8 protein-coding genes are annotated in these 10,382 nt (G+C 48.3%); 2 read left to right on the top strand and 6 right to left on the bottom strand.

Features of this window, described 5'->3' with window-relative positions:
- Positions 1-95 precede the first annotated feature (95 nt).
- Positions 96-533 carry an acyl-CoA thioester hydrolase YciA gene (gene yciA, locus HMPREF3277_RS01435; protein WP_003759083.1) on the bottom strand — a complete coding sequence of 146 codons (438 nt, stop codon included), beginning with the start codon at positions 531-533 and terminating at the stop codon, positions 96-98.
- A gap of 153 nt (positions 534-686) precedes the next feature.
- Positions 687-1,559 (bottom strand): NAD(P)-dependent oxidoreductase, encoded by an 873-nt coding sequence (locus tag HMPREF3277_RS01430; RefSeq protein WP_003768061.1) that lies wholly within the window; start codon positions 1,557-1,559, stop codon positions 687-689.
- Positions 1,560-2,105: 546 nt separating this feature from the next.
- Here HMPREF3277_RS01430 and HMPREF3277_RS01420 point away from each other — a divergent pair.
- Positions 2,106-3,395, top strand: coding sequence for a DUF2931 family protein (locus HMPREF3277_RS01420; protein ID WP_070869817.1), 1,290 nt, complete (start codon positions 2,106-2,108; stop codon positions 3,393-3,395).
- Positions 3,396-3,524: 129 nt separating this feature from the next.
- Here the strand turns inward: HMPREF3277_RS01420 and HMPREF3277_RS01415 are convergent, their stop codons facing one another.
- The 4 genes from HMPREF3277_RS01415 to HMPREF3277_RS01400 form a co-directional block, all read right to left on the bottom strand.
- Complete coding sequence (locus HMPREF3277_RS01415; RefSeq protein WP_060975144.1) at positions 3,525-4,823, bottom strand: adenylosuccinate synthase; 1,299 nt, start codon at positions 4,821-4,823, stop codon at positions 3,525-3,527.
- A gap of 105 nt (positions 4,824-4,928) precedes the next feature.
- Positions 4,929-6,080 carry an ATP phosphoribosyltransferase regulatory subunit gene (locus tag HMPREF3277_RS01410; RefSeq protein WP_070869816.1) on the bottom strand — a complete coding sequence of 384 codons (1,152 nt, stop codon included), beginning with the start codon at positions 6,078-6,080 and terminating at the stop codon, positions 4,929-4,931.
- 424 nt (positions 6,081-6,504) lie between these two features.
- Positions 6,505-7,353 carry an RnfABCDGE type electron transport complex subunit B gene (locus HMPREF3277_RS01405; RefSeq protein WP_070869820.1) on the bottom strand — a complete coding sequence of 283 codons (849 nt, stop codon included), beginning with the start codon at positions 7,351-7,353 and terminating at the stop codon, positions 6,505-6,507.
- 149 nt (positions 7,354-7,502) lie between these two features.
- Positions 7,503-8,624, bottom strand: a complete 1,122-nt coding sequence (locus tag HMPREF3277_RS01400; RefSeq protein ID WP_070869815.1) for a porin — start codon at positions 8,622-8,624, stop codon at positions 7,503-7,505.
- A 499-nt stretch (positions 8,625-9,123) separates the two neighbouring features.
- Here HMPREF3277_RS01400 and HMPREF3277_RS01395 point away from each other — a divergent pair, with 499 nt between their 5' ends.
- Complete coding sequence (locus tag HMPREF3277_RS01395) at positions 9,124-10,260, top strand: polyamine ABC transporter substrate-binding protein (protein ID WP_036492900.1); 1,137 nt, start codon at positions 9,124-9,126, stop codon at positions 10,258-10,260.
- Positions 10,261-10,382 lie beyond the last annotated feature (122 nt).

Below are 10,382 nucleotides of genomic sequence, written 5' to 3'. Positions count from 1 at the left end.
TTACTGTCCTATTTTGATTTTAATTGACTATAACGTTTCATCTCAATGTCAAATTAAAAAGGTCGTCTGAAATCCGTTTTCAGACGACCTTTTGCTTAAATCAAACCTTCCAGTTTTGGGTTACCCTCTTTCGGAATCGGGCGTTTGTTACCTTCACTATCAATGGCGACATAAGTGAAGACAGCCTCTGTCACGAGTTGACGATCCTCAGTAAGATGATCGTTCATCAATGTTTTTACCCAAACCTCGATTTTCAGTTGCAACGAAGTATTACCCACGCTCACGCAGCGGCCGTAGCAACAGACGACATTCCCCACTTTCACAGGACGGATGAAATTCATTTCCTGAACAGCTACGGTAACAATACGGCCTTGTGCGATTTCCGCCGCCAAAATACCGCCGCCCAAATCCATTTGCGACATAATCCAACCGCCGAAAATATCTTGATTGGGATTAGTGTCGCGCGGCATGGCAACGGTGCGCAGCAAAAGCTCGCCTTGTGGTTTAGTGTGTTGTTTTTCATTTTGCGTCATGGGAAATATCCTTTTTAGAGGTGCAGCTTTCGTGTGAAGTTGAGAAACCGATTGAAGCAGTGTGGGATGATTGCCTGCGATAACAAGGTCGTCTGAAAACTTCTATACGGTTTTCAGACGACCTTGAACCCATATTCTGAGCCAACGCTATTTCTAACGTTCTGCCAATTTCAAATAAACGCCGGCAACGTCTTGCTCTCCGTAACCTGCTGTTACCGCTTGACGGTAATTTTCAGCAACGGTTTCGACGGCAGGCAGCGACTTACCGGCTTGCTCCAGCTCTTTGACCGCCAGATTAAGGTCTTTGGAAGCGTGTTTGAGTGCGAAGGCAGGTGGGAATTCACGGCTTGCCCACAGCGATTTTTTGGTTTGGAACATAGGCGAATCCATAGCGGAATTACCGATGGCTTCGATGATGGTATCAGTATCGACACCAAACTGTTGAGCCATTAGCATAGCCTCGCTGTATGCTTCGCCAAAAATACCCAGCAGGGAGTTGAGCACGAGTTTTGCGCCCGAACCTTTCCCTACCCCACCGAAATGGAAAGTTTGTTTACCGACAATGGAAAACACTTTTTGCAGAGGCGTTGAAACACTTTCTTCTCCGCCAAACAAAATCAGCAACGTACCGTTGGTAGCAGGACCGACCGAACCGGAAACAGGTGCTTCTGCAAACTGACCGCCCGCAGCTTCGACCAATTCTTTAACGGCAAGATTTTCAGAAGGAGCAATAGTACTCATGTTGACAATGATTTTGCCCGCAAGCTCCTTGCGAACCTCTTCACTCAAAATATCGCGTACAGCCGCGAAGTCGGAAACCATCAGAAAAATAACAGGATAAGCGCGGATAAGATCGATGGTGCTTGCGTACACTTTCGCGCCTTTATTGGCGAGGTCGGCGGTTTTATCGGGTGAACGGTTATAAACACCGACTTCGATACCAGCGTTCAAAAGCCGCGTTACCATCGGATTACCCATTTGACCCAAGCCTATCCAGCCGATTTGCGTGTATTCGTTTGTTGACATTGTGTTTGCTCCTTTGTTTGTCTTGCCGTGCAATCATATAGGTTTACAGGTCGTCTGAAAAGTTTTTCAGAGGGTTGGATAAAGTATTTATATAGATATGAACGAAATCGCCTTTCGTTAATAATGTATAATGCATCTATTTTTCATACAAACGCTGTCAATCAGGTCTAAATGATGGAAAAAGGTCGTCTGAAAAACTGAAATATCGTTTTCAGACAACCTCACTCATAGAGTTCAATCACTGCTAACAGCAGCATGTAGATAATTTTTAAATTTGATAATGAAAACCTTGAAAAAATTTAAACGGGCGGAGATATGGGATATTGGGTGTTAGCGCTTCAGGTATTTTGGGAAGAAATTGGCAAATATGCGTTTTTTCTAATTATCAATGCCTACTGCATCATCAGAATGTATCAAAACCGTCATTGGAAATATTGCGCAGTTATTTTTATTTTGCTCAATGGCTGGGTAATTTACAGATATTGGATGGAAATCATTAACTCTTATCTATATTGGAATCAATAGATTAGTAAAAAAGTCGTCTGAATGAAACACAAGAAAACAAATATCCTTTTAGGAATAGTAGCAGCAGGCTACCTCAGCATTGCATTGGCAAATATAGGATTAAACGGAATGATTGAAGGCCAGGGCAACCCCAAGAATGCAAAAGGCATGACTTGGGGAATTACGATGGCAGATGCAATATTGGTTAACGCCACACCAGAAAATTCTTCATATTTAACATTGGATGCAGAAGCAATAGATGTATCAAATAAGTACAGTTCTGATTTTTATTTGCAGAACGGAACAGTATTGCGAAATTTCTTTGGTACGGGTTCTATATGGGGAAGAGGAGGGTATTTGGGAAGAACGGCAGAGTTTGATTTACTTCCCGAAAGGCTGACTTTTACCTATTCCTCTCAGTTTGAAAATAAATTTTATCAGTTGGATGAAGCCCTTCCAACCGACAAGATACGTCCTATGATGGCAAAAAGTTACAGGGTATTCAATAATGCAGTAGAGGACTCTGAAACTCCGCAATATGAATCTCCCAATGATTTTGAATTGGCTGTTGCTCCTGACGGCTGGGTGACGCTGAACCTTGCCAATGTATTTATTCGCAAGGAATTGATGTCCTGGCAGGCAAAAGAAATCATGCCTTCTGTGGAAGAGGCTGCCAAACATCATTTCAATGAAATATGGTATTACAGAGTCGCACGTTTTCACAATCTTGAAGAACGGAAAGAATACTTAGACAGCGTCCGTAAAGAACACCCCAATTTCTATCACACTTATATAGATGGACCCAAAAAGGTGAGTGCGGAGTGGTACAAACAGATGCAAACGAAATATCCATGGAACTTGGAAGTTGAAGTCGATGGAGGGGAATGGAACGGCGAATACTATATGGAATTCGCTAATACGGAGCGCTGGACGGCTATCGGTAAGGAGAGGGTAGAAGAAGAGAAGAAGGCAATGAAGGCGATGCCAACTTACATCAAGATATGGTTAATAGACAAAGAAACGGGTAATCGGTGGGGCATCAGATTGCATCCCTTTAAGACTGAAGAACAAGAGCAGAATGATTATAAAATCATATACGATGATGCTCGACTAAACGGGTTATACAAGATATTTCAACAGGCGTTCCCCGGAAGGACTCGAGCGCATAATATCAGTACACCTTCAATAAATCAGTTTGCCACGTTGAAATTGAAATTTGATGATCACTTTGAATTGACCGAAGCATATCTTCAAAAAGATGGACAAAAATTTGTATTGCCAGATGCTGAAATCCATCAACGTTACGAAATCAACAATACTGCTTATTACTAAGGAAATCATAAATATAGGAAAATGATCGGCAAAGAAAACCACATTTCATGACTGCCGATTGACGTCAGGCCTATACAAAAAGGTCGTCTGAAAGCCCAAGTTTTCAGACGACCTTTTACAATCAAACCATTATGCGAATGGATGATGCAAAACAATGGTTTCTTCGCGGTCAGGGCCGGTAGAGACGATGGCTACCGGCGCACCGCAGACTTCTTCGATGCGTTTCAAATATGCTTTGGCATTGGCAGGCAATGCGTCGTAGCTTTTCACGCCGACAGTCGATTCGCTCCAGCCGGGCATGGTTTCGTAAATCGGCTTGCAGGTTTCTACCGCGTCCGAACCGCAAGGCAGGATGTCGGTTTTGCTACCGTCGGGTAATTCGTAGCCGACGCAGATATTGATGGTTTCAATGCCGTCCATCACGTCCAGCTTGGTGATACACATACCGGAAATGCCGTTGACTTGGATGGAGCGTTTCAACGCGGCGGCATCAAACCAACCGCAGCGGCGGGCGCGACCGGTTACGGAGCCGAATTCGTGTCCGCGTTCTGCCAAACCTGCGCCTACTTCGTCAAACAATTCAGTCGGGAACGGACCTGAGCCGACGCGCGTGGTATAGGCTTTGACAATACCCAAAACATAATCCAGCATTTGAGGACCTACGCCTGCGCCTGCGGAAGCGGCTCCTGCCAAGCAGTTGGACGAGGTAACGAAGGGGTAAGTGCCGTAATCGATATCCAACAGCGTGCCTTGTGCGCCTTCAAACAGCAGTTTTTCGCCGTTTTTGTTTTTCTCGTTCAACACGCGGGATACGTCGGTAATCATAGGCGTAATACGCGGCGCAACTTTTTCGATAACCGCCATCACATCTTCCGCTTTAACCGGCTCGGCATTGTGCAGATGTTGCAATTGAACGTTGTAATAAGCGAGGATGGCATCCAGTTTTTCACGCAGTTTTTCAGGATGCAGCAAATCAACGACACGGATGGCGCGGCGTGCCACTTTGTCTTCGTAGGCTGGGCCGATGCCGCGACCGGTCGTGCCGATTTTGCCTTTGCCGCGCGATGCTTCGCGGGCTTGGTCAAGCGCGATGTGGTAAGGCAGGATCAGCGGACAGGTCGGCGCGATTTTCAGACGACCCTCGACGTTTTTCACGCCTGCTGCGTTCAACTCGTCGATTTCGCCCAACAATGCTTCGGGGGATACGACAACGCCGGAACCGATGAAGCAATCCAAGTTTTCATGCAGGATGCCGCTCGGAATCAGGCGCAAAATGGTTTTCTTGCCGCCGACGACCAGAGTATGACCCGCATTGTGGCCGCCTTGGAAACGCACGACACCGCTGGTTTCTTCCGCCAGCCAGTCGACTATTTTACCTTTGCCTTCATCGCCCCACTGGGCGCCGATTACTACAACATTTTTAGCCATAGCCATATAACCTATTAATATTAAAAAATTATCGTGAATCAACTTCAAACCAAGACGGCTTTGCGCCCTGCCCTGATTTGCCTTTAATCTGCTATGAATGGGTATTTAAATTTTCTCAACCTGCCAAACGCCGTCCGACTTTTTCAGACGACCTGCAACCTCTTCCGAAGCGTTGTGTCCGATACCGTAGTCGACAACGACACACTGCCCTTGTTCACGCAGGGCTTCAACTACTTCGCAAGCCGCTTCGGCATCGTCCGCATCAACCAACACGACGGGCTGCCGCTCAATGGCGGGCAAACGTCCGATAAAGCTGCGCAAGTCGAAACTGAATCCTGTTGCCGGACGCGCACGGCCGAAATATTCGCCCAATCCGTCATAACGCCCGCCCCGTGCGACCGCGTCATGGAAATTGGAACCGTATGCCGCATACAGCAAGCCCGTGTGGTAATTGTCGACGCGCAGTTCGGATAAGTCGATATGGACTTTCTGATTTGGAAAGGCGTCGCATACTGCCTGCAATTCGTCCAATGCGCTGCCGACTGCCGACAGATCCGGCAATCGTTCGCGCGCCGCGGACAACACTTCCCGTCCGCCATACAGACGCGGTAGCAGCGAAAATGCTTTTGCCCACATACCGTCCAGCTTCCAAGCCTTAACCTGCGCTTCGACCGCTTCGGTATCTTTATCCTGCATCAACGCAAGCAGTGTTGCAGACTGCTCCGCATCCAAATGCGCCGCATCGGACAAAGCGCGGAATACGCCGATGTGCCCCAGCGACAGCAAAACCTCGCCCATATCGGCAAGCTTCATGCTTTTGAGCATCAGGTCAATCAGTTCGATATCCGCCCGGATGTCGGCGAAACCATACATCTCCGCTCCCGCCTGCAAAGGTTCGCGCATATTGAGCAAACCTTCCGGCCGCGCGTGCAACACAGGACCTGCGTAACACAATCGGTTAATCCCTTGATTGGCGGACAAAAGATGCGCATCGATACGCGCCACTTGCGGCGTAATGTCGGCACGGATGCCCAACTGCCGACCGCTCAGCTGATCGACCACCAAAATGGTTTTCAAAGACAAACCCGCGTCAATGTGCGTCAGCAGGGAATGGCTGTATTCCATCAACGGTGGCTGTACCAGCTCGTAACCGTGCACTCGGAACAAAGTCAACAACTGCTCTCGCGCGCTTTCCAACTGTCGGGCGTTGGTCGGCAACACATCGGCAACATGTTCGGGAAGCTGCCAAGATTGCATGGGAATCTACCTTCTATCTGTTTTTGTAAACGCAAAGGGCTGCTTGAATTTAAAACCAGACGGACACACAGCCCGCTTCTCGAAATACGCCGCGCAAACGATGCAGCGTTTCCAACAAATCTGATTTTAAATTCAAACAGCCCCTGAATGACGGCTTTAAACCGCCGAGTTATTAAAAGCAGACTTTACCATACAAAACAGTTTTGTGCAGCCTGTTTTCATACCGGACAGCCCCTGACTTTGGAGCAAATGGGATTTTGTATACGGGAAATAACATGTTTAAGAAGCATCTCAAGCAACTGGGGTATTCGCAGAAAAGGTGTTGCTTGTTATTCCTCAACGCCCCATCAATCCCATACTTGATTTAGCTTAAAGGTCGTCTGAAAACCCATTTCAGACGACCTTCAAAGTCTCTCCACCGGCCTCACCGTATTTCTTTGGCTGCCTCTTGCTCTGCTTTGTAACGGCGCAGATAGGCAAGCGCGGCGGCTTTTTCTTCTTCGTTGCCATATTTGACATCGCGTTGGGCACGGCGCAATTCAGCGCGCTCTTTAGCTTCTTCGATTTGCCGGTTTTTGAATGCTTCGCGGTTGTCGGATGCAACCAGCTTGTCTTGCTGGGATTGGGCTTTCGCCATGGCTTTGGCAATCAAATCCATAGGATTGAAGGCAGGTTTGGACGCTGCTTGGGTTTCGGCTTGAATTTGCGCCTGCTTGGCTTTAACGGCGGCTTCGCGCTCGGCAAGCATGGCTTTGCGTTCCGCCTCGTCGCGCGCTTTGCGTTCGGTATGCCAATCAAAGCGGCTTTGCGCGTGTTCGGCAGCGGCGAAACGCGCTTCGGAAGAACGGCTCAGGCTGCGCGCGGCGGGGAGGTATTCCTGTTCGGAAGGTATCATGTCGATACAGTCCACCGGACAAGGCGGGAGGCAGAGTCCGCAGCCTGTGCATTCGTCGCTGATGATGGTGTGCATAAATTTGCTTGCGCCCATAATCGCATCGACAGGGCAAGCGCGGATGCAGGCGGTACAGCCGATACAGGCGGCTTCGTCTATCAAGGCGACGGCTTTGGGCTGCGTTTTGACCGGCGCAACGCGCGGCTTGCCCAATAAGGCGGCAATATCGGCCATCACCACTTCTCCTCCGGGCGCGCACAAATTAACAGGCGCATCCTCGTGCAACAAAGCTTGTGCATAAGGCAGACAGCCTTGATAGCCGCATTCTCGGCACTGGGTTTGCGGCAGCAGGCGGTTGATGGCTTGAAGGTCGGTCGGCATGGCGGATAGAGTCAAAATCGAAAGCATGTATTTTATCGGGAAACGGAATGCAGGAAAACCAAGACCAAAATAAATAAGGTCGTCTGAAAACTTCAAAATAAAGGTTTTCAGACGACCTCTTCTATTTTCCGACTATCCGTACCGCTTTATTAGAACTTATGAACCATGCCCAAAGAAACGGCTTTTTGTTCAACAGAACCTGTTTGAGTCGGCGTCAGGCGGGTTTTGCTGCCCAGTTTCATATAGCCGGCATGAGCAAGCATCGAAGTGCGTTTGCTGAATTTGTAGGAGGTACCAACTACAACTTGGTCGAATTTATCGACCAGTTTCTCGCCGCTGTTCACGCCTTTTGCCGCCCAGCCGTGGGCGTAAGTGAGGCGCGGGGTCAGGTTACCGAAGGTATAACCCACGGTAACGGCTGCATCGGTAACTTTGACGGCTTCATTTTTACCGGCATCGGCAGTAATGTCAGCGCCTTTGTACGTATTGAAATCATCGGTAAAGTAACCCAGATATTTATTTGCGCTTTCATGGCCTTTGGTATATTGCGCACCTACGCCGACAAACAGGTTGTTTTTGTCGTAGTAACTCTCGATTTTAGCGATTTGCGCGGCTTTGGTTTTACCGTTCTTGTCGGTGTATGCACCTTTGTAATGGCCGTAGGCAAGATTGGTGGTGAAACCGCTGTTTTCATAAGTCAAACCGGCGGTATATTGCTCCTTGCTGGGTTGTTCGTGCTTATATTTGTCATCCGGATTGCGGTTGTCGCGCGGCGCGTAGGACGCATTGAACTTGAACCCGCCGAACGAAGGGCTGTCGTAGCGCACGGATGTGGTGCGCACACCGGTGCGGGTGTTGATGCCCAAACCCATCGCGTTGGTTTTGTACAACCAAGGGTCGATGGTATCCATCTCGTTGAGCATATTGTTCATATTGCCGACGCGGACCTTACCGAACTTGCCTTCCAAGCCAATGAAGGAATCGCGGTTGCCGAAACGCTGGCTGTTGGATTCGCCTAAAATGGAAGTGCGCTGTTCAATTTGCCAGATGGCTTTGAGGTCGTCTGAAAGTTTCTCATTGCCTTTGAAGCCGATGCGCGAGGTATTGTCATTGATACGGGTTGCGGTCGCGCTTTTTTCCGTACCTTCGTTACCTTTGATTTTCACCTGTCCGGAGGTGATGGTGCTTTTGACTTGTCCGTACAGGACAACTTCGGCGGATGCTGCAAAAGGTAGGGCTGCTGCGGTTAAAGTAATCAATATTTTCTTCATGAGTCCTCCTCGAATTTTAAAATTGAGTAAAAATACCAAACTCAATCATAATGATTTATGGATTATTAGACAACTCTTTTTATCTTGAGAAAAATTATTATTTATTTCAAATATAATTTGCATTTCAACAACACGATATCGTAGGAATCTTTAATATTCATCCTTTCTGCAATTCTGTTGGCACAATCCCTATTTTTCCCTTGCCTCAAGATTGAAAATAAGGCAAGTGCAACTTTTTTCAGACGACCTTTTCGGGTCGTCTGAATATTTTTTTGTTTATGAAGAAAACCATAGCGGAAAGCAATGAAAAAACGAAGAAATTTCCCCGTCTAACCTATTGCGCCGACAGGGATTTTGCCGTTTAATGCGAACCTGCTGAATCAAGGGCCCGAGGCATATGCCGGCCGCCCCCACAGTTAACCTTTTGTATGCGGACAGTCTGCGCTTGACTGACTGCCGCCGCTGCAACAATCCCCCCTTCCACAAAAGGACTGTACCCATGAAAAAAACTTCAATGGCGGCGGCACTCATCGGCCTCGTCTTGACTGCATGTAGCGGCGGCCAACAAACCGCCGCAGAATCTTCCGCACCCTCTTCCCATACCGCCTCCGACAAGCTCAATATCTACAACTGGTCGGACTACGTCGACCCCGCCACGCTTGAAGCGTTCGAAAAAAATACGCATATCAACGTCCGCTACGACTACTACGACAGCAACGAAGCCCTCGAAGCCAAGCTCTTGACCGGTAAATCTGGTTACGACCTCGTTGCCCCGTCCATTGCCAACGTCGGACGCCAAATCAAAGCCGGCGCGTATCAAAAAATCGACAAAAGCCAAATCCCGAACTACGCCAATATCGATGCCGACCTGCTTGCCATGATGGCAAAAGTCGATCCCGGCAACCAATACGCCGTCCCTTATTTTTGGGGCATCAACACGCTCGCCATCAACAAAAAACTGGTTCAAAAAGCCCTAGGGACGGAGCAGCTGCCCGAAAACGAATGGGATTTGGTGTTCAATCCCGAATACACCAAAAAGCTGAAATCCTGCGGCATCAGCTATTTTGACAGCGCCATCGAACAAATCCCGCTCGCGCTGCATTATTTAGGCAAAGACCCGAATACCGAAAACCCGGACGATATCAAAGCCGCCGTCAACATGATGAAAAAAGTGCGTCCCGACATCAAACGCTTCACTTCGTCAGGCTATATTGACGATATGGCGGCGGGCAACCTTTGCGTTTCAGTCGGTTACGGCGGCGATTTGAACATCGCCAAAACACGCGCGCAAGAAGCGAAGAACGGCGTCGAAATCGAAGTGTTAGCACCCAAAAGCGGCGTCGGCATCTGGGTGGATTCCCTGATGATTCCGCGCGATGCCCAAAACACCGCCAATGCGCATAAATACATCAACCACACGCTCGATCCCGAAGTCGCGGCGCAAAACGGCAATTTCGTTACCTACGCCCCCGCCAGCCGCCCTGCCCGCGCATTGATGGACGCAAAATATACCGGCGATGCGTCTATCTTCCCGACCAAGGAATTGATGGATAAAAGTTTCATCGTATCGCCCAAATCAACAGATGCAAGCCGCCTGAGCGTCCGCCTGTGGCAATCGTTGAAAGCAGGCAAATAGCCGTTTGATGCGTTGGAAATATAAGGTCGTCTGAAAATCAAATTTGGTTTTCAGACGACCTTTTTTACTGCTATAGAACAAATTTAAAGATTATAGTGGATTAACTTTAAACCAGTACGGCG

This window comes from Neisseria sp. HMSC70E02 (assembly GCF_001838645.1).
GTDB lineage: Bacteria > Pseudomonadota > Gammaproteobacteria > Burkholderiales > Neisseriaceae > Neisseria > Neisseria macacae.
The sequence above is the reverse complement of the archived record's forward strand: the minus strand, read 5'-3'. Positions and strand labels throughout refer to the sequence as shown.

Excerpts from the sequence above, each read along its gene's own strand:
- HMPREF3277_RS01405 (WP_070869820.1), bottom strand. The coding sequence starts at position 7,353 with ATGCCGACCGACCTTCAAGCCATCAACCGCCTGCTGCCGCAAACCCAG.
- yciA (WP_003759083.1), bottom strand. The coding sequence starts at position 533 with ATGACGCAAAATGAAAAACAACACACTAAACCACAAGGCGAGCTTTTG.
- HMPREF3277_RS01420 (WP_070869817.1), top strand. The coding sequence starts at position 2,106 with ATGAAACACAAGAAAACAAATATCCTTTTAGGAATAGTAGCAGCAGGC.
- HMPREF3277_RS01400 (WP_070869815.1), bottom strand. The coding sequence starts at position 8,624 with ATGAAGAAAATATTGATTACTTTAACCGCAGCAGCCCTACCTTTTGCA.
- HMPREF3277_RS01410 (WP_070869816.1), bottom strand. The coding sequence starts at position 6,080 with ATGCAATCTTGGCAGCTTCCCGAACATGTTGCCGATGTGTTGCCGACC.
- HMPREF3277_RS01415 (WP_060975144.1), bottom strand. The coding sequence starts at position 4,823 with ATGGCTAAAAATGTTGTAGTAATCGGCGCCCAGTGGGGCGATGAAGGC.
- HMPREF3277_RS01430 (WP_003768061.1), bottom strand. The coding sequence starts at position 1,559 with ATGTCAACAAACGAATACACGCAAATCGGCTGGATAGGCTTGGGTCAA.
- HMPREF3277_RS01395 (WP_036492900.1), top strand. The coding sequence starts at position 9,124 with ATGAAAAAAACTTCAATGGCGGCGGCACTCATCGGCCTCGTCTTGACT.